At 60.3% G+C, this 21193-nt stretch carries 13 protein-coding genes; 10 read left to right on the top strand and 3 right to left on the bottom strand.

Going from position 1 to position 21193, the window contains the following annotated elements:
- The first annotated feature begins 96 nt into the window (after window positions 1-96).
- From F475_RS00580 to F475_RS00565, 4 genes are all read left to right on the top strand, one after another.
- Entirely contained in the window at window positions 97-663 is a 567-nt protein-coding gene (locus tag F475_RS00580) for a GNAT family N-acetyltransferase (protein ID WP_018928787.1), read from the top strand.
- 1640 nt (window positions 664-2303) lie between these two features.
- Window positions 2304-5756, top strand: coding sequence for a GMC family oxidoreductase N-terminal domain-containing protein (locus F475_RS00575; protein ID WP_111452944.1), 3453 nt, complete (start codon window positions 2304-2306; stop codon window positions 5754-5756).
- A 191-nt stretch (window positions 5757-5947) separates the two neighbouring features.
- Complete coding sequence (locus F475_RS00570; protein ID WP_111452943.1) at window positions 5948-7816, top strand: hypothetical protein; 1869 nt, start codon at window positions 5948-5950, stop codon at window positions 7814-7816.
- Window positions 7817-7842: 26 nt separating this feature from the next.
- Entirely contained in the window at window positions 7843-9087 is a 1245-nt protein-coding gene (locus tag F475_RS00565) for a metallophosphoesterase (RefSeq protein ID WP_018928790.1), read from the top strand.
- Between the two features lie 48 nt (window positions 9088-9135).
- Here the strand turns inward: F475_RS00565 and gbcA are convergent, their stop codons facing one another.
- Window positions 9136-10431, bottom strand: coding sequence for a glycine-betaine demethylase subunit GbcA (gbcA, locus tag F475_RS00560; RefSeq protein WP_064621364.1), 1296 nt, complete (start codon window positions 10429-10431; stop codon window positions 9136-9138).
- A 282-nt stretch (window positions 10432-10713) separates the two neighbouring features.
- Here gbcA and gbcB point away from each other — a divergent pair, with 282 nt between their 5' ends.
- Complete coding sequence (gbcB, locus tag F475_RS00550) at window positions 10714-11814, top strand: glycine-betaine demethylase subunit GbcB (protein WP_018928792.1); 1101 nt, start codon at window positions 10714-10716, stop codon at window positions 11812-11814.
- Window positions 11815-11885: 71 nt separating this feature from the next.
- On the opposite strand, the gene F475_RS00545 is transcribed toward gbcB, so the two are convergent.
- The gene (locus tag F475_RS00545) at window positions 11886-12710 is read right to left on the bottom strand and encodes an NAD(P)-dependent oxidoreductase (RefSeq protein WP_111452942.1); all 825 of its coding nucleotides are present in this window, start codon (window positions 12708-12710) and stop codon (window positions 11886-11888) included.
- Window positions 12711-13053: 343 nt separating this feature from the next.
- Window positions 13054-14094: a low specificity L-threonine aldolase gene (locus F475_RS00540; RefSeq protein WP_018928794.1), complete on the bottom strand. Its 1041-nt coding sequence runs from the start codon at window positions 14092-14094 to the stop codon at window positions 13054-13056.
- A 127-nt stretch (window positions 14095-14221) separates the two neighbouring features.
- Between F475_RS00540 and F475_RS00535 the strand changes: the two genes are divergently transcribed.
- The 5 genes from F475_RS00535 (at window position 14222) to F475_RS00510 (ending at window position 21141) form a co-directional block, all read left to right on the top strand.
- Window positions 14222-14938: a TraX family protein gene (locus F475_RS00535; RefSeq protein ID WP_111452941.1), complete on the top strand. Its 717-nt coding sequence runs from the start codon at window positions 14222-14224 to the stop codon at window positions 14936-14938.
- Between the two features lie 317 nt (window positions 14939-15255).
- Entirely contained in the window at window positions 15256-16509 is a 1254-nt protein-coding gene (glyA, locus tag F475_RS00525) for a serine hydroxymethyltransferase (RefSeq protein ID WP_018928796.1), read from the top strand.
- A 23-nt stretch (window positions 16510-16532) separates the two neighbouring features.
- Window positions 16533-17783, top strand: coding sequence for a sarcosine oxidase subunit beta (locus F475_RS00520; protein WP_007936415.1), 1251 nt, complete (start codon window positions 16533-16535; stop codon window positions 17781-17783).
- Between the two features lie 14 nt (window positions 17784-17797).
- Window positions 17798-18127 carry a sarcosine oxidase subunit delta gene (locus tag F475_RS00515; protein WP_007907563.1) on the top strand — a complete coding sequence of 110 codons (330 nt, stop codon included), beginning with the start codon at window positions 17798-17800 and terminating at the stop codon, window positions 18125-18127.
- Window positions 18124-21141: a sarcosine oxidase subunit alpha gene (locus F475_RS00510; RefSeq protein WP_064620830.1), complete on the top strand. Its 3018-nt coding sequence runs from the start codon at window positions 18124-18126 to the stop codon at window positions 21139-21141. The genes F475_RS00515 and F475_RS00510 overlap by 4 nt, the downstream gene beginning before the upstream one ends.
- Window positions 21142-21193 lie beyond the last annotated feature (52 nt).

Genomic DNA, 21193 nt, shown 5'->3' with positions numbered 1-21193 from the left:
ACAGCGACAACCGGCCGTAAAACCGTTGGCCTGGCCGGTTGTTACGTATCAACCTGCACGCTAAGCAGGTCGCTCGTATTCTGGGGAGTTACATCAATGGAAGTTGAATTTCGTCCGGCTCTGCGCACGGATGCGCGCGAGATTGCCCGTTTGTTCCAGATTTCGTCAGAGGGGGCTTCGGATTACATCTGGAGCCAGCTGGCGGAGCCCGGGCAGGATCTGTTGGAAGTGGGGGCCATTCGTTACGCCCGTGAAGATGTCGATTTCTCCTATCAGAACTGCGTTATCGCGCAGGCACAGGGGCGGGTCATCGGCATGATGCACAGTTACGTGACGCGTCACGATCCGTTGGCAGCTCCCGTGACTGATCCGGTCCTGGCGCCTTACGCCGACATGGAAGTCCCCGATACCCTCTATATTTCAAGCCTGGCCCTGCATGAAGGTTGGCGCAACAAAGGCTTGGGTGTGCGCTTTCTCGAGCATGCTCAACAGCGCGCCGATCAACTGGAACTCAACGGCCTGAGCCTGATCGACTATGCAGCGAATACCGGGGCCCGGCGTTTTTATGAGCGCCATGGTTTTGGGATCGTCAAAACTTGCCAGGTCGTTCCTCATCCGATGATTCGGGTGACGGGTGATGCCTACCTCATGCATCGGCCTTAGGGGCTTCCCGTTTTTGATGGAGTACATATCCGTTTCTGCGGTCACGGCGGCTGGCGGTTTCGCTTTTACAGCGAGTCACTTTCGAAAAGCCGGAATGCCGGCCCAGGCGAAAGTAACCAAAGCGCTTTTGCCCCTCCATTCGGTGCCTCGCCTAGGCTCGGCATGCCCTCGTTCCGGTCCTGCTCCGTGGGCCCACTGCGCAGAACCTCCACTCGGCCTCTCGAGGGGGCGGTGCGTCAAAATCAAAAGCAAGGCGGCCTACCGGCCGGCCTGATCTCACGTGCACGCATTTCCCTGTAGGAGCTGTCGAGCGAAGCGAGGTGGCGATCTTTTGATCTTGCTTTTGCTTTGCTTTGCTTTGGTTTTTGATCTTGATCTGTACGCCCCTTTCCCAGAGGCCGAACGCAGGCGTTGCGCAGGGGGCACCGCGGCAAGGATGCCGCGGTAGCCGCCCCCGGCCATGGATGGCCGATGGCGGCGGGCCCCCGGAGCAATGCCGGAGTGAGGGTATGCCGAGCCTAGGCGAGGCACCGAATGGCGGGGCAAAAGCGTTTTGGTTACTTTGGCGCTTTTCCAAAGTGACCCGCTGTAAGAGCGGAACCATAAGCCGCCGTTACCGCAGAAACGGATATGTACTCCTAACGCACTTGGGTTACCCACAATCCCTGTTAGCGCTTCTGTGGATAACATGTTCGCCCCTCGCTACACCCCATGCCAATCAAGCCTGCAGCCCTCCGTACAAAAAACAACCAGCCTAACCCACGGTTTTTTCGGGCTTTTTCCACAGAGTAACGTCGCTCACTGGCCGACACTTGCCCCCAATCTCTGTTGGCGCTTCTGTGGATAAGATGTTCGCTGTCCGCTACAGGCCATACAGATCGCGGCTTTCAGTGGGTTGATCAAATATTGTTCAATTCGGCGTTTTCCTCCGCTAATCGTCCCGTAAACCCGGAATACTCGCGGGTTTCAGCGGTTTTCCACAGAGACCGCAAAGTTGCCCCCAAAGTCTGTTGGTGCTTCTGTGGATAAGGTGTTCGCCATCCCCTGCACGCTATGTAAAACGTGGCCTGCAAGCTTCTGATTAAAAAACAACCAGTGCCTGGCTAAAACCCTGCTTCTGGATAAGTCACGGTTTTTCTTCGGTTTTTGTGAATAGATTTAGCTTGTCACCCACAGTTGTCCCCATTTGCTGTGGGTGGAGATGTGGATAACTTGTTCGCTGAACCCTGTAAGCCACGGCCCGTATAGGCCGGAACGCGATAGATCAGATTTCATACAGTTCTAAGGCACTTCCTTGACTTCGATCTGTCGCCTGTCTTCACTCTCATCGCATAAGGACAACTGTCACTTATCCACATCTGGTTCAGGGAGAACGCGTGATGGATAGCCAGCCACATCGCTCGCAGCCACATTCGCACCCCAGCCCCTGCGTGACCTGTGTTCCGACATCCGCCACCTCGTTGCACAAGCGGATTCATCGTCGCGCCGCCAATCAGCGCGCTCGTCTATAGCGCCTGGCCCCCTTATGCCATAACACCGCTGCCATTGAGGCCCGACCGTGCCCGGTGACCAGGCGTTTGTTCGTCTATCGATTGCAGGCAACCGCAGAGTTGCCCCATCTGCCCGAGAGGAAATGACCCATGACACGGATCGCCACGCCCATCAGCGATATCAAGGAACATTACGACGTGATCGTCATTGGCTCCGGCTACGGCGGCGGGATCGCGGCGTCGCGCCTGTCCCGGGCCGGCAAGCGGGTGTGCCTGCTGGAGCGAGGCCGGGAAATCCAGCCCGGCGAATACCCCAATACGATGCTGGCGGCCACTGAAGAGCTGCAAGTGCATGACCCGGACGGGCACATCGGCTCGCGCACCGGGCTGTTCGACCTGCACGTCAACGCCCAGCAGAACGTAGTGGTCGGTTGCGGCCTGGGCGGCACGTCGTTGATCAACGCCAACGTCGCGCTGGAACCTGAACCCGGTGTGTTCGATGATCCGCGTTGGCCGTTGGCGGTGCGTGAACATCGCGACACGCTGCTCAAGGACGGTTACGCCCGGGCTCGGGAGATGCTCAAGCCCAATCCCTATCCGAAAACCGCTCCGACCTTGCCCAAACTCGAGGCTAACCAGAAGTCCGCCGATTACCTCAAGCAAGGCGCACACTTCTACAAGCCGCCGATCAACGTGACCTTCGACAAACTGCCGAACAACCTCAACCACGTCGGCGTCGAGCAATTGCCGTGCAACCACTGCGGCGACTGCGTTTCGGGCTGTAACAACAAGGCCAAGAACACCACGTTGATGAATTACCTGCCGGATGCCTGCAACCACGGCGCGGAGATTTTCTGCCAGGCCGAGGTCCGGCATCTGGAGCGCGACGGCGATGGCTGGATCGTGCACTTCCAATACCTGGACAGCGGCCGCGAGAAATTCTCCGCGCCGACGCTGTTCGTCAAGGCGGACATTGTCGTGGTGTCGGCCGGCACTCTGGGTTCCACCGAAATCCTCCTGCGCTCTCGGGACAAAGGCCTGTCGACGTCCAATCAGCTTGGCGAAAACATGAGCGGCAACGGCGACATCCTCGGTTTCGGCCACAACTGCGATGAAACGATCAACGGCATCGGTTTCGGTGCCCATCCGGCCAAGGAGATGAAACCGGTCGGCCCGTGCATCACCTCGATCATCGACATGCGCACCGAAGGCGACTGGCGCAGCCGCATGGTCATCGAAGAAGGCTCGATCCCCGGCGCACTCGGCCGGCCCATGGTGCCGAGCATGGCCACATTCGCCGGGTTGATCGGCAAACCCACCGATGACAGCTTCACCGGCAAGCTCAAATATGCCGAACGCGAAGCCGAAAGCTTCCTGCGTGGCCCGTATCACGGCGCGCTGCATAACATGCAGACCTACCTGATCATGAGCCACGACGACGGCAAGGGGCGCATGGTGCTCGACAGCAAGGATCAGTTGCGCATCGACTGGCCGGGCGTTGGCGAGCAGGAAAACGTCAAGATCGGCAACGAGCGCCTGCACCAGAGCACCAAGGCCTTGGGCGGGATCTGGGTCGAGAACCCGATCTGGACCGAGCTGCTCAAACACAGCATCGTTTCCGTGCACCCATTGGGCGGTTGTGTGATGGGCGAGGATGCGACGCAAGGCGTGGTCAACCACAAGGGCCAGGTGTTCAGCGGCGTCAGCGGCACCGATGTCTATGCCGGGCTATACGTGGCCGACGGTGCGGTGATCCCGACCTCACTGGCGGTCAATCCGTTGCTGACCATCTCTGCCGTGAGCGAGCGCAACATGGGGCTGCTGGCCGCCGATCGCGGGTGGCACATCGACTACACGTTGCCCTCGGCACCGCGCAAACCGGTGGCGGCACCGACCCTCGGCGTGCAGTTCACCGAAACCATGAAGGGCTATTTCTCCAAAGATTTCACCCAGCCCCAGGGCACCGATCTCAAACTCTACGAAGCGGCGGCCAAACGCGGCAAGTCGGATAACTCGCCGATCGAATTCACCTTGACCATCACCGCCAACGACCTCAATCGCATGATCAAGGAGCCAGAACATGCCGCGACACTGGTCGGCTCTCTGGATGCGCCGGGCTTGTCGCCGGAACCACTGACCGCCAGCAATGGTGTGTTCAATCTGTTCGAGGAATATCAGGAACAGGTTGGCGTGCGGCACATGAATTACGACATGAAGCTGACCGCTGAGGACGGCAGCGATTATTACTTCAGCGCATTCAAGACCGTGCCCGAAGACAACGGCGTGCTGAACGTCTGGCACGACACCAGTACGCTCTATGTGACGCTGTATCGCGGGCCAGACAAGACAGGCGAGGTGATCGGCTCGGGGGTGATGCACATCGAGCCGGCCGATTTTGCCAAGCAGATGACCACCATGAAGGTGCTCAACGCGCGCAACGAACGTGAGCGCATTGAAGGGCTGGCGCGGTTCGGCAAGTTCTTCGCCGGCATCTTGTGGGAGAGCTACGGCGGGGTGTTCGCCGGCGACATCTACTTCAACCCCGATGCGCCGCCCCGGCAGAAACGTCCGCTGGATGCGCCGACGCCGAGTGTGCAGTTCTTCCAGACCGAAGACAGCGTCCAGCTCCGCCTGACCCGTTATCAGGGCGGCAGCAAGGGGCCGGTGATGCTGGTGCATGGTTTGGGTGTGGGCTCGAATATTTTCTCCACCGACACCATCCAGACCAACCTGCTGGAGTACCTGTGCAAGCACGAGTACGACGTCTGGCTCCTGGATTTCCGGGTCAGCATCCTGCTGCCGGCCAGCAAACATGAATGGAACGGCGACCAGATTGCCCAGTACGACTTCAAGGCCGCCATCGAGCATATCCAGCAGGCCACCCTCGCCGCTGACGTGCAGTGCGTGGTGCATTGCTACGGCGCGACGACCTTCTTCATGTCACTGCTGGCCGGATTGCAGGGCGTGCGTTCGGTGGTCTGTTCGCAGATCGCCGCGGACACGGTGGTCGCCACGGCAACAGGGCTCAAGGCCGGTCTGCATTTGCCGGGGATGCTCGACGCCATCGGCATCAAATCCCTCACCGCGTATGCCGACAACAAGGAGAGCTGGTTCAACAAACTCTACGACAAGGCCCTCAACATCTACGCCCGCATCGAGGCTCAAGGTTACTGCACCAACCCGGTGTGCCACCGCATCACCTTCATGTACGCGTCGCTGTACCGCCACGACACACTCAACGAAACCCTGCACGACAACCTGCACGAGTTGTTCGGCGAGTCGAACATACAGACCTTCGAGCACCTGGCGCTGATCCTGCGCAAAGGCCATCTGGTGGACTTCAAGGGCCAGGACGTCTACATGCCGCACTTCGACCGGCTGACCATGCCGATCTGCTTCATCAGTGGCGAAGACAACCAATGCTACTTGCCCGAAAGCACGCTAAGGACCTATGAGCGCGTGTGCAAAATCCATGGACCGGAACGCTACAGCCGGCATGTGGTGCCGGGTTACGGGCATATCGACTGCATGTTCGGCAAGAACGCGGTGGTCGATGTGTACCCGATCATCCTGCAGCACCTGGAGAAAACCGCCCTCGGTTGATCGGGCTTTTTGTGGCGAGGGAGCTTGCTCCCGCTGGGTTGCGCAGCAGCCCCAAAACCTGAGGATGCGATCGATCAGATACACCGCGTTTTCTGGTTTTACGACTGCTTTGCAGCCGAACGGGAGCAAGCTCCCTCGCCACAAAAGCCGTGTGCTGACTTGGGATTGGCGACTACAAGGAAATGGATGCCATGGACAGTTACATCCGCTGGTTTCAACGCTTCATCTGGATAGGCATCGCAATGAACATGGTCTTCGCGATTCCGGCGCTGTTCGCGCCGGCGTTGCTGACTTCGATGCTCGGGATGCCTCCGCAGCTCTCCGATCCTTGGCTGGAGAACGCCGGCATGTTGCTGGTGGGGATCAGCCTTTTTTACATGCCGTCAGGCTTCAATGCCCCCAAATACGTGGTGCATTCGTGGCTGTGCGTATTGTCGCGGTTGGTCGCCGTGGCGTTCTGGATTTACCTGATCAACACCAGCAACCAGGCCCAGGTGTTCGTGCCGATGCTGCTGGGCGATCTGGGCATGTTCCTGATCCTCGGGATTCTGCTGTACCTGGGCAGCGCGCCGGCCAATCGGCCGTTCGCCCTGCTTCGCGATGGCTGGCGTGAGTGGTGCGCAGCGTGGGCGCGACGCTGGCGGCGGCACAGCTTCAAGGTCGCCACGCTGGTCGTAGTGCTGGCGCTGGGGTTTATCGGTTACGAAACCTGGTACCAGATGCTGCGGGTGGTGCCGGCCGAGCAATACGCTTCTGACGAAGACCACTACAAATACGCCGCCATCGGCCTGGGCATCGAAGCACGGATTCCCTATTACCTGTTCGCCGTGTTGCCGCAGATGTGCCCGGAGAAACTGCCGAAGCCCGGGGGTTACGAAGTGTTCGGTTTCCTCTACGAGAACGGCAAGGACCTGCCGATCGGCATGGCCAAGCGGCAGATCGGCTACCCGACCGTGGAGCCCAACTGCGCCCTGTGCCACACCGGCTCCTACCGCGCCAATGCCAGCGACGTTGCTACCCCGGTGGCCTCCGCGCCGGCCAATACCCTGCAACTGCAGGCCTTCCAGTGGTTCGCCTACGATTGCGCGAGCGATCCGAAATTCACGCCTGATGCGGTGATGACTGCGATCAACAGCAAGTTTCAGCTTGGGTTCTTCGAGCGTCTGTACAACCGTTATCTGATCATCCCGATGGCCACCAGCGCGCTGATCAAGCAGAAACAGGCCTACGCCTGGCAGCAACTGCGTGCACCGCAAGGGCCGGGGCGTACCGACACCTTCAACCCGACGAAAATGGTGGTGTTCGGCTTTCCGGATGACTCGACCATCGGCACCGTCGACTTGCCGCAAGTCTGGAACCAGAAACCCCGGGAGTCGCTGTACCTGCACTGGGACGGCAACAACAACGATATCCATGAGCGCAACTACGCGGCGGCCATGGCCGTGGGCGCGACGCCGGAGTCGGTGCTGCCGGACAGTTTCAACCGGGTGACCAATTGGCTGCTGGGCCACAAGGCACCGGCCTGGCCGTTCGCACTGGATCAGGCCAAGGTCGCCCGGGGCAAGCCGGTCTGGGAAAAGAATTGCGCCGGTTGCCATGACTTCGGCCGCACCGACACCGGTCAAGTCACCACCACGATTGATGAGCTGGGCACCGATCCCCATCGACTGAACTCGTTCACCACCGGTTTAGTGACAGCCTTCCACGGCTTCAAGAAACCGCCGTTCGACTTTGGTGCCTACCGCAAGACCCAGAGCTACAGCAATACGCCCACTGACGGTATCTGGTTGCGCGCGCCGTACTTGCACAACGGCTCGGTGCCGACCCTGTGGGATTTGCTGCAGCCGCCGGAACTGCGGCCGCAGGTGTTCTTCACCGGTTCCGACATTTACGACAAGGACAAGGTCGGCTTCATCACCAGTGGCGAGCAGGTGAAAGCCTCGGCGGACTTCAAATACGACACGCGCCTGGAGGGCAACCACAACGGTGGCCACCTGTACGGCACGCAGTTGTCGGAACTCGATAAGCGGGCGCTCATCGAGTTCATGAAAACCCTGTGATTCCACTACGGATGGAGGAAAGCGACATGTCATTGGTCAGACATTGGGAACATGAATACGACAAGGTGAAGGTGCGCCTGCACGGGCTGTTCACACGGCTGGAAATGGCCTGGAAGAAGCTCGTCAGCGAGCTTGAACCGGAGGAGTACCAAGCCATCGTCGCGCTGCTGCAGCGGGGGCACGATCAGGCGCAATACGTGCTCAAGCACGGTGACTTGCCGGACGATCAACCGAGTGTGCCGTGGGAGTTGTCCCACGGTTTGTCGATCCTGCACATCGGCAACGCCAGCCCCTTGCCGCAATCGGTAGATGAGCTGCAGACCCAAGTGCTCAAGGATGGCAGCCTGCTCGGTTGTCGCAAATGGGAGCTGCTGGATCTGTTGTGGAGCGAAGCGTTGCTCAAGTGGATCGAGAACCTGCGGCATCACGCACCGTTCGCCACCAACCCGGCGTTGATGCGCATGGACAGTGACGTGACCCTGGCCATTGCCGGCGACTGGGGCACCGGGCCGTTCGACAGTCATGCCCCGGCGGTGGCGGTGGCCGATCAGATGCAACTGGCCCAGGCCGACTTCACCATTCATCTGGGGGATGTGTATTACGCCGGCACCCGCTCCCAGGAAGACGTCGACATGGTCGGTTGGCCGATGGGCAAGCAGGGCTCATTCACTCTCAACTCCAACCACGAGATGTACAGCGGCGCCCATGGCTACTTCAAGGAACTGGCCAAACGTTTCCCGGCGCAGCAGGGCACCAGTTATTTTGCGTTGTACAACGATGACTGGCTGGTGGTCGGGATCGACTCGGCTTATGCCTCCAGTCCAATCAACCTGTATATGGACGGCGCGCTGAACAAGCAGCAGATCGACTGGATGAAAGACCTGCCCAAACGCAAGAAGATCATGGTGCTCAGTCATCACCAGGGCTTTGACATTACCGGGCGTGACAAGACCGCGCTGTACAAGCCGGTCTGCGATGCCTTGGGGCGCGAGCCGGATTACTGGTATTGGGGGCATTTGCATAACGGCATCTGCTATGCCACTCAAGGTGGCTTGCATGCACGTTGCGCCGGGCACGGGGCGATTCCCTATGGCAATGCCAGCGAGCTGAACGGGCATCCGGGGGTGCTGTGGTCGGAAACGCAAAATGCGCGGGATGAGGCGTACCCGGATCGGGTGTTGAACGGTTATGTGAAGGTGCGGCTGGTGGGGGAGAACATCGAAGAGACGTTTATTGGCGAGGATGGTTCGGTGCGGTGGTCTTCAATTTAGCGAGGAAGGATCGTTCCCACGCCTGGCGTGGGAACGATCAGATTTCGATTAACCCTGAACCGGAACACCTTTGAGGTAAGGCGCAGGCTCGGCCCCCAGGTTGTTCAGCATCCGCTCGCTGTACCAGTCCACGAAGTTCACCACGCCGAACTCATAGGTCTTGGAGTAAGGCCCTGGCTGGTACGCGGTGGAGTTGATCCCGCGCTGGTTCTCTTCGGCCAGGCGACGGTCCTGGTCGTTGGTCGCATCCCAGACCTGGCGCATGCGCTCCACGTCGTAGTCCACGCCTTCGACCGCGTCCTTGTGGACGATCCACTTGGTGGTGACCATGGTTTCCTGGGCGCTGATCGGCCACACGGTGAACACGATGATGTGGTCGCCCATGCAGTGGTTCCACGAGTGCGGCAGGTGCAGGATGCGCATCGAGCCCAGGTCCGGGTTCTTGATGCGGCCCATCAGTTTGGCGCAGCCTTGTTTGCCGTCCATGGTCATCGATACGGTGCCCTTGAGCAGCGGCATGCGCACGATACGGTTACGCAGGCCGAAACTGGCGTGGGCGTAAGGGATCTTCTCGGCTTCCCAGGCAGCGGCGGAAGCGGCTACGTGGTCCTTGAAGGCCTGGTCGGCACGCGGATCGGTGACGTCGTCCCATTCCAGCAGGGTTTTCAGCAATTCCGGGTGTGAACCGCCGCAGTGGTAGCACTCGCGGTTGTTTTCCAGCACCAGTTTCCAGTTGGCCTTTTCCATCAAGGTGGTTTGCACCGCCACCTTGGTGTTCTCCATGTCGTACGGTTCCATGTAATGGCTGAGCGTCGACAGGAAGTCATCGATGGCCGGCGGGTTTTCTGCCAGGCTGATGAAGATGTAACCGCCGGCGGTCTTCACGTTCACCGGTTTGAGGCCGTATTGCTTCATGTCGAAGTCGGCGCCCATTTCGGTGCCGGCGAACAGCAGGCGACCGTCCAGCTCGTACGTCCACTGGTGGTAGTGGCAGACCAGTTTGGCGACCTTGCCTTTTTCACTGGTGCACAGGCGTGAACCACGGTGGCGGCAGACGTTGTGGAACGCATGGACCACGCCATCGGCGCCACGAATCACGATGATCGGGTTCTTGCCGACTTGCAGGGTCAGGTAGTTGCCCTTGGTCGGGATCTCGCAGGTCATGCCGGCAATCAACCACTCTTTCTGGAAGATTTCCTGCATGTCGATATCAAACAGCCGCTCGTCAGAGTAAAAAGGCTGCGGCAGCGAGAAAGTGCGCTCGCGCTCATGCAGCATCTGCGCGGTGGCCTTGCGTGCGGGTTCCAGTGGATCGCCGAGGCTCAGGGTAGTGGTGACGTCCATCATGTGTTTCCTCAAGGCCATCTGCGTGGCCGCGAAAGTGGCTGATCAGGTTTGCTACGCAAGGTGTAAAGGTTGTGTCTTGGTATGGGGCGAGTGTGGGGCCGGCGCTCCCCGGAACCTTATCCATGGGCGACATGGCCCAATCTGTTCCCGACGCCCAACCCCCGGTAATTGGGGGCTGGTCGCGATAAGTATGTCAATGTCGCAGATAGGTAAATGGCGGGGCTGCGCTATACGCAGAATCGCCAACATAAAGGCCGGTAGTCGGCCGTGGAGATCAGCATGTCCAACAACTTCCTGAACCCGGTAACCACCCAGACCTGGGCCAATGGTCGACACATTGTCCGTTGCGTCAAAGTCATCCAGGAAACCTGGGATGTGCGCACCTTCTGCTTTATGGCCGACCAGCCGATCATGTTCTTCTTCAAACCGGGGCAATTCGTCACCCTGGAGCTGGAAATCGAAGGCCAGCAGATCATGCGTTCGTACACCATTTCCAGCTCGCCGTCGGTGCCGTACAGCTTCTCGGTGACGATCAAGCGCGTACCGGGCGGCAAGGTCTCGAACTGGTTGCATGACACCCTGCATGAAGGCTACGAACTGGCGGTGCACGGCCCGGTCGGGCTGTTCAACGCCATCGACTTTCCGAACCCGAAAGTGCTGTACCTCAGCGGCGGCGTGGGCATCACCCCGGTGATGTCCATGGCGCGCTGGTTCTTCGATACCAACGGCAATGTCGATATGGCCTTCATCCACAGCGCCCGCTCGCCGAAAGACATCATTTATCACCGCGAGCTGGAGCACATGGCGGCGCGGATCGAAAACTTCAGCCTGCACCTGATCTGCGAGAAACACGGTTTCGGTGAGCCGTGGGCCGGATACCGCGGTTATCTCAACCACAAGATGCTCGAACTGATGGTCCCGGACTTCCTTGAGCGGGAAGTGTTCTGCTGCGGTCCGACGCCCTACATGAATGCGGTCAAGCGTTTGCTGGAAAACGCCGGCTTCAATATGAAGCGCTACCACGAAGAGTCCTTCGGCGCCACACCGCCAGAGGCTATCGCCGATGCAGAGGAACACGCTGAACAAGCGGCCGACGCCCCTGCAATCGACGCCGCCGACCTGCACCAGGTGGAATTCACCGCCTCCGGCAAGAGCATCCGCGTGGCTCCGGGCGAAACCGTCCACGCCGCTGCCGCCAAGCTGGGCCTGATGATCCCCAAGGCCTGCGGCATGGGTATCTGTGGTACCTGCAAGGTAATGAAGCTTGCCGGCGAAGTGGCAATGGAACACAACGGCGGGATTACCGAGGAAGACGAAGCCGAAGGGTTCATCCTGTCTTGCTGCAGCGTGCCGAAGGGTGACGTGCGGATCGAGTATTGATCGGTCGGATGATCGCTGAATAACCTCTACAGGAGCAGCCTTCGGCAGCGCCTGTAGAGGGCGCGCTTCAGTCAGTCGATAAACAGGTCTGGCATCAGTTTGTCGGTGGAATCAGGCGCATACCGATACCCTTCAAAATCCGTCACCCCTTGCTCGCGCAAAATCTCCTCATCGATCAGCAACCGACCGGTAATGCTGCGACCGCTGCTGTCGAGAATGACGTGGGCGGCATCCGCCATGATCGCGGGTGTGCGGGCATGTTTGAAAGATTCGCGCGATCCGAGCTGAAACTCGATCGCGGCCGTGGCGATCATGGTCTGCGGCCATAGAGAGTTGACGCTGATACCGTAGGCGGCGAATTCCTCGCTCATGCCCAGGGTGAGCATGCTCATGCCGTACTTGGTGACGGTGTAGGGGCTGTATTGGGCGAACCATTTGGTGGCCAGGTTCAACGGCGGTGACAGGTTGAGGATGTGGCCGCTGGATTTTTTCAGATAGGGCAGGGCGGCCTGGCTGCACAGCAGCACGGCGCGGGTGTTGATCTGGTGCATCAGGTCGAAGCGCTTGAGTTCGATGTGCTGCACGCCGGTCAGCTTGATCGCTCCTGCATTGTTGACCAGCGCGTCGATGCCGCCGAAATGCTCATTGGCGTCAGCCAGGGCCTGGCGCACGATGGTTTCATCGCGCACATCCACCTCCAGGGCCAGCGCCTTGCCACCCGCGGCTTCGACTTCCGCTGCCACGCTGAAGATGGTGCCAGGCAGTTTGGGGTGAGGGGCGGCGCTTTTCGCGGCAATCACGATGTTGGCCCCGTCGCGCGCGGCCCGCAGCGCAATCTCACGACCAATCCCGCGACTGGCGCCGGTGATGAACAGGGTTTTGCCTTGTAGTGACATGCGGACGCTCCCGATTGGCGTGATCCGAGCGGATCGAAACGGCTCGCAGTCAATGTAGACCAACTCGTGCGGGACTGTGGCAAGGGGGGGCAAGCCCCCTCGCCATAAGATCTCTTGCCAATCAAATAGCTGAGGTCGAGCGCAGAACCTGTGGCGAGGGAGCTTGCTCCCGTTGGGTTGCGAAGCAGCCCCAAAGCCTGAGCATGCGGTCTGTCAGGTGGACCGCGTTGGCTGGTTTTACGACTGCTGCGCAGCCGAGCGGGAGCAAGCTCCCTCGCCACAAAGTCGCATTTCAACCAAATAGCTGAGGTAGAACACAGAGCCTGTGGCGAGGGGGAGGGTGTCAGGCTGTCATCACGTGCCGAATATCCGCTGCCAGTTCCCGCACGCGTTCTTCTTCGGTGTCCCACGAGCACATGAACCGTGCGCCGCCGTTGCCGATGAAGGTGTAGAAGCGCCAGCCCTTGGCGGTCAGTGCGGCGATGGCCGGCTCGGAGAGTTGCAGGAACACACCGTTGGCCTGCACCGGGAACATCAGCTCGACGCCAGGAATGTCGCTCACCAGTTCGGCCAGCAACTGCGCGCAGTGGTTGGCGTGGCGGGCGTATTTGAGCCAGGCGTCGTTTTCAAGAATCCCGACCCAGGGGGCCGAGAGGAAGCGCATCTTCGACGCCAGTTGCCCGGCCTGTTTGCAGCGGTAGTCGAAATCTTCGGCCAGTTTGTGGTTGAAGAACAGAATCGCTTCGCCCACCGCCATGCCGTTTTTCGTACCGCCAAAGCACAGCACGTCGACGCCGGCCTTCCAGGTCAGGTCGGCTGGCGAGCAACCCAGATAAGCGCAGGCGTTGGAGAAACGGGCACCGTCCATGTGCAGGTTCAAGCCCAGTTCTTTACAGGTGACGCTGATGGCGCGGATTTCTTCCGGGGTGTACACGCTGCCGACTTCAGTGGCCTGGGTCAGGGTCACGACGCGCGGTTTCGGGTAGTGGATATCCTGGCGCTTGAGGGCAATTTCGCGGATCGATTCCGGGGTCAGCTTGCCGTTTTCGGTGCGGGCGATGAGCAGCTTGGAACCGTTGGAGAAAAACTCCGGAGCGCCGCATTCGTCGGTTTCGACGTGGGCGGTTTCCGAGCAGATCACGCTGTGGTAACTCTGGCACAGCGACGACAGGGCCAACGAGTTGGCCGCGGTGCCGTTGAAGGCGAAGAACACTTCGCAGTCGGTTTCGAACAGTTTGCGGAATTGATCCGCGGCGCGTGCGGTCCACTCATCGTCGCCATAAGCGCGCTGGTGTCCGTGGTTGGCCTGTTCCATGGCAGCCCAGGCTTCAGGGCAAATACCGGAATAGTTGTCGCTGGCGAATTGTTGGCTCTTGTCGGTCATGGCCGGCTTCCGTGATCGAGGCGCTTGTGGCGCTTCGTTGGTCAATGATGATGTGCACTTTACCGAAGATCGTCCGGGGAGCACACGGGATGAGTCTGTCAGAAAAATACAAACGCCTCGGGCAATTATGCACATGACGCAGAGGGACGGTGCACTGGATCTGCTCAAGTGGCTGGCGCTGTTGAGCATGGTGCTCGATCACCTGCGATATGTCGGTTATTCCCTCGATCTGCTGTATGTGCCGGGCAGACTGGCGTTCCCGTGGTTCTGTCTGGCGATGGCGGCGAACCTGGCGCGTGTCCGTACAGTGACGACCGACGGCCAGTGGCGCTACCTCGGTTGGTTGTTGCTGTTTAGTGCCCTGAGCGAAATTCCGTATCGGATGTACATTCCTGATCACGACACCTTGAATGTATTGCCTACGCTGGTCATGGGGTTGCTGGTGGTCCGTGGCTGGCAGCACGGGCCAGTTCAGTCGCGTCTGTTGGCGGTCGTTGCCTTGGTGCTGGCGGCACTGTTCTCGCAGCGATTGATGTTCGGCTTTTTCGGCGTGCTGTTGCCACTGGCGATGTTGCTGGTGATCCAGCGGCCCTGGTATTTCGGCCTGTTGCCGGGGCTGGTGTGCCTGGCGGCCAATCAATGGCAAGTGCTGTACTCCGCTGCCTGGTTCGGCAGCGGTGCGGCGATTTTGGGTATTGTCGTTTGTCTGATTGCGCCATTCTCGGGCCTGCTGCTATTGCGACATGCCCAAGGCATCCAGCCACCACCGATGCGCCGCTGGGCCTACGCCCTTTATCCCGGGCATTTCCTCGTACTTTTGGCCTTGCGCCAACTCATCGCCTGACGCCCGTCCCCTGTGGCGAGGGGGCTTGCCCCCGTTGGGCTGCGCAGCAGACCCAAACCCGGCGCATGTGGTTCGTCAGTTAGATCGAATTTGTCGGTTTCACGACTGCTTCGCAGTCGAGCGGGAGCAAGCTCCCTCGCCACAGGGGTGTTCGCCCGTTCACCCATTTCGGCCCATGTCGTAAACGCACCTTTGCGTGGCGTCCATAGGCATTTGACCTGTCTGCGCCGGTCATACCATCGCTATCAAAGGGCACTGCCGAAATGCCAGTGCCTCACCGAGACGAAAGGCGCACCGCCGCCGCTGGGAGAGACGCGATGTTCAGCAAGCAAGACCAGATTCAGGGTTACGACGATGCACTGCTGGCGGCGATGAATGCCGAGGAGCAACGCCAGGAAGATCACATCGAGCTGATCGCGTCAGAGAACTACACCAGCAAGCGCGTGATGGAAGCGCAAGGCAGTGGCCTGACCAACAAATACGCCGAAGGCTATCCGGGCAAGCGCTACTACGGTGGTTGCGAGCACGTCGACAAAGTTGAAGCCCTGGCCATCGAACGCGCCAAGCAATTGTTCGGTGCCGATTACGCCAACGTGCAGCCGCACTCCGGTTCTTCGGCCAACAGCGCCGTTTACCTGGCCCTGCTGCAAGCCGGCGACACCATTCTGGGCATGAGCCTGGCCCACGGCGGTCACCTGACCCACGGTGCCAAAGTGTCGTCGTCGGGCAAGCTGTACAACGCCGTGCAGTACGGCATCGACACCAAAACCGGCCTGATCGACTACGACGAAGTCGAGCGTCTGGCCGTCGAATGCAAGCCGAAGATGATCGTCGCCGGTTTCTCGGCCTACTCCAAGACCCTCGATTTCCCGCGTTTCCGCCAGATCGCTGACAAGGTCGGTGCCCTGCTGTTCGTCGACATGGCTCACGTTGCCGGTCTGGTCGCCGCTGGCCTGTACCCGAACCCGCTGCCATACGCTGACGTGGTGACCACCACCACCCACAAGACCCTGCGCGGTCCACGTGGTGGCCTGATCCTGGCCAAGGCTAACGAAGAAATCGAGAAGAAGCTCAACGCCGCGGTATTCCCTGGTGCCCAGGGCGGCCCGCTGATGCACGTCATCGCCGGTAAAGCAGTGTGCTTCAAGGAAGCACTGGAGCCTGGCTTCAAGGCCTACCAGCAACAAGTGATCGACAACGCCAAGGCAATGGCCGGCGTATTTATCAAACGCGGCTACGATGTAGTGTCCGGCGGTACCGATAACCACCTGTTCCTGGTCAGCCTGATCCGTCAGGGCCTCACCGGTAAAGAGGCGGACGCAGCACTCGGTCGCGCCCACATCACCGTGAACAAGAACGCTGTCCCGAACGATCCACAGTCGCCGTTCGTGACCTCCGGCCTGCGTATCGGCACCCCGGCGGTGACCACTCGCGGCTTCAAGGTTACCCAGTGTGTTGAACTGGCCGGCTGGATCTGCGACATCCTCGACAACCTCGGCGACGCCGATGTCGAGGCCAATGTCGCGCAGCATGTGGCAGCCCTGTGCGCGGACTTCCCGGTTTATCGCTGAGCGCGGTTTTGGAGTAAATGACTATGCAACGCTATTCGGGCTTCGGCCTCTTCAAACACTCCCTCAGCCACCATGAAAACTGGCAGCGCATGTGGCGTACGCCGACCCCGAAAAAGGTCTACGACGTGGTCATCGTCGGCGGTGGCGGGCATGGTCTGGCGACCGCCTACTACCTGGCCAAGGAACACGGCATCACCAACGTGGCCGTGGTCGAGAAGGGCTGGCTGGGCGGCGGTAACACCGCGCGCAACACCACCATCGTGCGTTCCAACTACCTGTGGGACGAGTCGGCACACCTGTACGAACACGCGATGAAATTGTGGGAAGGCCTGTCCCAGGATCTGAACTACAACGTGATGTTCTCCCAGCGTGGCGTCTACAACCTGTGCCACACCCTGCAGGACATTCGTGATTCCGAGCGTCGGGTCAGCGCCAACCGCCTCAACGGCGTGGACGGCGAACTGCTTGATGCCAAGCAAGTGGCAGACGAGATCCCGTACCTCGACTGCTCCAAGAACACCCGCTACCCGGTGATGGGCGCTACCGTCCAGCGTCGCGGCGGCGTGGCCCGTCACGATGCCGTGGCGTGGGGCTTTGCCCGTGCCGCCGACGCCTTGGGCGTGGACCTGATCCAACAGACCGAAGTGATCGGTTTCCGTAAGGAAAACGGTGTGTGCATCGGTGTTGAAACCAACAAGGGCTTCATCGGCGCCAAGCGCGTCGGCGTGGTGACTGCCGGTAACTCCGGGCACATGGCCAAACTTGCCGGTTTCCGCCTGCCGATCGAATCGCACCCGCTGCAAGCGCTGGTGTCCGAGCCGATCAAGCCGATTATCGACAGCGTGATCATGTCCAACGCCGTACACGGTTACATCAGCCAGTCCGACAAGGGCGACCTGGTGATCGGCGCCGGTATCGACGGCTACAACGGCTACGGCCAGCGTGGTTCGTACCCGGTGATCGAGCACACCATCCAGGCCATCGTCGAGATGTTCCCGGTGCTGTCGCGCGTACGCATGAACCGTCAGTGGGGCGGCATCGTCGACACCACGCCGGATGCGTGCCCGATCATCTCGAAGACTCCGGTACCGAACATGTTCTTCAACTGCGGTTGGGGCACTGGTGGCTTCAAGGCTACACCTGGCTCGGGCAACGTGTTTGCCGCAAGCCTGGCCAAGGGTGAAATGCACCCATTGGCTGCACCTTTCTCCATCGACCGCTTCCACAGCGGTGCGTTGATCGACGAACACGGCGCTGCAGCAGTCGCCCACTAACAGGAGAAATCCCTATGTTGCATATCTTCTGTCCTCACTGTGGCGAACTGCGCTCCGAAGAGGAATTCCATGCATCCGGCCAGGCGCACATCCCGCGTCCACTGGATCCGAACAGCTGCACCGACGAGGAGTGGGGCGACTACATGTTCTTCCGCGATAACCCTCGCGGTCTGCACCACGAACTGTGGGATCACGTCGCCGGTTGCCGTCAGTACTTCAACGTGACCCGTGACACCGTGACCTACGAGATTCTCGAAACCTACAAGATCGGCACCAAGCCGCAGTTCACCGACAAGACCGACAGCCCGAAAGCGGCCGCCACGGCTCTGGGAGAGAAGGTATGAGCCAGATCAATCGCCTGTCCAACGGCGGACGCATCGACCGCAACAAAGTGCTGAGTTTCACCTTCAACGGCCAGGTCTACAAAGGCTTTGAAGGCGACTCGCTGGCCGCAGCCTTGCTGGCCAACGGTGTCGATATCGTCGGCCGCAGCTTCAAGTATTCGCGCCCACGCGGCATCTTCGCCGCCGGTGCCGAAGAGCCGAACGCCGTGCTGCAGATCGGTGCGACCGAAGCCACGCAGATTCCGAACGTACGCGCCACGCAACAAGCGCTGTATCAAGGCCTGGTCGCCACCAGCACCAACGGCTGGCCAAGCGTGAACAACGACATGATGGGGATTCTCGGCAAGGTCGGCGGCAAGCTGATGCCACCGGGCTTCTACTACAAAACCTTCATGTACCCGCAATCGTTCTGGATGACTTACGAGAAGTACATTCGTAAGGCAGCCGGTCTTGGCCGTTCGCCGACCGAGAACGATCCGGACACCTACGACTACATGAACCAGCACTGCGACGTGCTGATCGTCGGCGCTGGCCCTGCGGGTCTGGCGGCTGCACTGGCGGCTGCCCGCAGCGGCGCCCGTGTGATCCTGGCCGATGAGCAGGAAGAGTTTGGCGGTAGCCTGCTCGACTCCCGCGAAAGCCTCGATGGCAAACCAGCTACCGAGTGGGTTGCCAGTGTCATCGCCGAGCTGAAAAACACCCCTGACGTGCTGCTGTTGCCGCGCGCCACGGTCAACGGTTACCACGACCATAACTTCCTGACCATTCACGAGCGCCTCACCGATCACCTCGGCGACCGCGCTCCGATCGGCCAGGTGCGTCAGCGCATCCACCGGGTTCGCGCCAAGCGCGTGGTGCTGGCGACCGGCGCTCACGAGCGTCCACTGGTTTACGGCAACAACGACGTGCCGGGCAACATGCTCGCCGGCGCTGTGTCGACTTATGTACGTCGCTATGGTGTGGCACCGGGCAAGAAACTGGTGCTGTCGACTAACAACGACCACGCCTACCGCGTTGCCCTGGACTGGCTCGACGCCAGCCTGCAAGTGGTGGCCATCGCCGACGCCCGCAGCAACCCTCGCGGTGCGCTGGTGGAAGAAGCGCGCGCCAAAGGCATTCGCATCCTGACCGGCAGCGCCGTGATCGAGGCCCGTGGCAGCAAGCACGTGACCGCCGCTCGCGTTGCAGCGATTGATGTAAAAGCACACACCGTGACCAGCCCGGGCGAATGGCTCGATTGCGACCTGGTCGCCAGTTCCGGCGGCTACAGCCCAGTGGTTCACCTGGCTTCGCACCTGGGTGGCAAGCCGATCTGGCGTGAAGACATCCTCGGTTTCGTACCGGGCGAGGCACCGCAGAAACGCGTGTGCGTCGGTGGCATCAACGGCGTCTACAGCCTCGGCGATTCGTTGGCCGATGGTTTTGAAGGCGGTGCTCGCGCTGCCAGCGAAGCCGGTTTCGGCAAGGTCGAGGGCGTACTGCCCAAAGCCCTGAGCCGACTGGAAGAGCCGACTCTGGCACTGTTCCAGGTACCTCACGAGAAAGCCACCGCCCGTGCGCCGAAGCAATTCGTCGACCTGCAGAACGACGTCACCGCAGCCGCCATCGAACTGGCGACCCGCGAAGGCTTCGAGTCGGTCGAGCACGTCAAGCGCTACACCGCACTGGGCTTCGGCACTGATCAGGGCAAGCTCGGCAACGTCAACGGCCTGGCCATCGCCGCCCGTTCGCTGAACGTGACCATCCCGCAGATGGGCACCACCATGTTCCGCCCGAACTACACGCCGGTGACTTTCGGCGCCGTGGCCGGTCGTCACTGTGGGCACATCTTCGAGCCGGTTCGCTTCACCGCGCTGCATCACTGGCACGTGAAGAATGGCGCCGAGTTCGAAGACGTCGGTCAGTGGAAACGTCCTTGGTACTTCCCGAAAAACGGTGAAGACCTGCATGCCGCCGTAAAACGCGAATGCAAAGCCGTGCGCGACAGCGTCGGCCTGCTGGACGCTTCGACCCTGGGCAAGATCGACATCCAGGGCCCGGACTCCCGCGAGTTCCTCAACCGTATCTACACCAACGCCTGGACCAAGCTCGACGTGGGCAAGGCGCGCTACGGCCTGATGTGTAAAGAAGACGGCATGGTGTTCGACGACGGCGTGACTGCATGCCTGGCCGACAACCATTTCGTGATGACCACCACCACCGGCGGCGCTGCGCGCGTGCTGCAATGGTTGGAAATCTACCACCAGACCGAATGGCCAGACCTGAAGGTGTACTTCACTTCCGTGACGGATCACTGGGCAACCATGACCCTGTCCGGGCCAAACAGCCGCAAGCTGCTCAGCGAAGTCACCGACGCCGACCTGAGCAACGAAGCCTTCCCGTTCATGACCTGGAAAGAAGCCCTGGTCGGTGGCGTGCCGGCACGGATATTCCGGATTTCGTTTACCGGTGAGCTGTCGTACGAAGTCAACGTGCAGGCCGACTACGCCATGGGCGTGCTCGAGAAAATCGTCGAGGCCGGCAAGAAGTACAACCTGACCCCGTACGGCACCGAAACCATGCACGTACTGCGGGCCGAGAAGGGCTTCATCATCGTCGGTCAGGATACTGACAGCTCGATGACCCCGGACGACCTGAACATGGGCTGGTGTGTCGGTCGCACCAAACCGTTCTCGTGGATTGGCTGGCGTGGCATGAACCGCGAAGACTGTGTGCGTGATCAGCGCAAACAGCTGGTTGGCCTGAAGCCGATCGATCCGACCAAATGGCTGCCGGAAGGTGCGCAACTGGTGTTCAACACCAAGCAAGCGATTCCGATGACCATGGTGGGTCACGTGACTTCCAGTTACTTGCACAACTCCCTGGGCTATTCGTTTGCCATGGGCGTGGTCAAGGGCGGCTTGAAGCGCATGGGTGAGCGGGTGTTCGCACCGCTGGCCGACGGCAGCGTGATCGAGGCGGAAATCGTTTCTTCGGTGTTCTTCGATCCGAAAGGCGATCGCCAGAACGTGTAATCGATCACCCCCCGCGCCAGGCGCGGGGGGCGACAAAGAATTCAGGACAGGT

The organism is Pseudomonas sp. URMO17WK12:I6 (genome assembly GCF_003253625.1).
Classification (GTDB): Bacteria; Pseudomonadota; Gammaproteobacteria; order Pseudomonadales; family Pseudomonadaceae; genus Aquipseudomonas.
The sequence above is the reverse complement of the archived record's forward strand: the minus strand, read 5'-3'. Positions and strand labels throughout refer to the sequence as shown.

Coding starts and splice junctions, on each gene's coding strand:
- F475_RS00580 (WP_018928787.1), top strand. CDS start 97: ATGGAAGTTGAATTTCGTCCGGCTCTGCGCACGGATGCGCGCGAGATT.
- F475_RS00575 (WP_111452944.1), top strand. CDS start 2,304: ATGACACGGATCGCCACGCCCATCAGCGATATCAAGGAACATTACGAC.
- F475_RS00570 (WP_111452943.1), top strand. CDS start 5,948: ATGGACAGTTACATCCGCTGGTTTCAACGCTTCATCTGGATAGGCATC.
- F475_RS00565 (WP_018928790.1), top strand. CDS start 7,843: ATGTCATTGGTCAGACATTGGGAACATGAATACGACAAGGTGAAGGTG.
- gbcA (WP_064621364.1), bottom strand. CDS start 10,431: ATGGACGTCACCACTACCCTGAGCCTCGGCGATCCACTGGAACCCGCA.
- gbcB (WP_018928792.1), top strand. CDS start 10,714: ATGTCCAACAACTTCCTGAACCCGGTAACCACCCAGACCTGGGCCAAT.
- F475_RS00545 (WP_111452942.1), bottom strand. CDS start 12,710: ATGTCACTACAAGGCAAAACCCTGTTCATCACCGGCGCCAGTCGCGGG.
- F475_RS00540 (WP_018928794.1), bottom strand. CDS start 14,094: ATGACCGACAAGAGCCAACAATTCGCCAGCGACAACTATTCCGGTATT.
- F475_RS00535 (WP_111452941.1), top strand. CDS start 14,222: ATGCACATGACGCAGAGGGACGGTGCACTGGATCTGCTCAAGTGGCTG.
- glyA (WP_018928796.1), top strand. CDS start 15,256: ATGTTCAGCAAGCAAGACCAGATTCAGGGTTACGACGATGCACTGCTG.
- F475_RS00520 (WP_007936415.1), top strand. CDS start 16,533: ATGCAACGCTATTCGGGCTTCGGCCTCTTCAAACACTCCCTCAGCCAC.
- F475_RS00515 (WP_007907563.1), top strand. CDS start 17,798: ATGTTGCATATCTTCTGTCCTCACTGTGGCGAACTGCGCTCCGAAGAG.
- F475_RS00510 (WP_064620830.1), top strand. CDS start 18,124: ATGAGCCAGATCAATCGCCTGTCCAACGGCGGACGCATCGACCGCAAC.